This window comes from Pontibacter sp. HSC-14F20 (assembly GCF_019599265.1).
GTDB lineage: Bacteria > Bacteroidota > Bacteroidia > Cytophagales > Hymenobacteraceae > Pontibacter.
Window position 1 is genome coordinate 1 of the sequence record NZ_JAHZTC010000051.1, and the last position, 573, is coordinate 573.

At 64.7% G+C, this 573-nt stretch carries 1 protein-coding gene; it reads left to right on the top strand.

Going from position 1 to position 573, the window contains the following annotated elements; translation table 11 throughout:
* A partial coding sequence (locus tag K3G39_RS20435; RefSeq protein ID WP_220628023.1) for a hypothetical protein occupies window positions 1-534 on the top strand: 534 nt, incomplete at its 5' end.
* Window positions 535-573 lie beyond the last annotated feature (39 nt).

Genomic DNA, 573 nt, shown 5'->3' on the forward strand with positions numbered 1-573 from the left:
CTGGCCGACAGGCTGTTGGAGCCCCCTGAGATGGCCTTTTCCAGCGCTGTTGGCAAAGGGTTGCGTAAGGCCGCCTGGCGCCTCTTCTCCAAAGAGGAGGTGGATGTGAGCTGCGGGCACTACCCTCAGACGGCTCAGCGCTGCCAAGACTGCCAGGGGGTGCTGGTGAGCCAGGACAGGGACTCCGACTTCTACGAGTCCCTGTCCGAGCCCAGGCCGGCCAACGTGGATTTGCTCCTGCGGGCGCACCACCTCCAGCGCTACGTCTTCTTCGGGGGGCACGCGAATGCGGCCAGGGGCGGTCAATTTCACCAATTCCGTTCAGGTGCCTGTCTTCCTGCCCAAGGCAAAGCACAGGAGGGAGCGGACGGCTCTGCTGGAGGTGAGCTGGGGGCGGGTGGTTTGCCCGCCGCCGGCAGACAAAAGAGGCCAGCAGGTGGCCCTGTGGCTGGTAAAGGCCATAGAGGCGGCGCCTCCAGCAGGGCAAGAGCCTGTAGCCTGGTGTCTGCTCACCACCATCCAGGCGGAAGATGAAGTCACCGCCCTGCTCATGCTCGACTATGACCGCAGGCG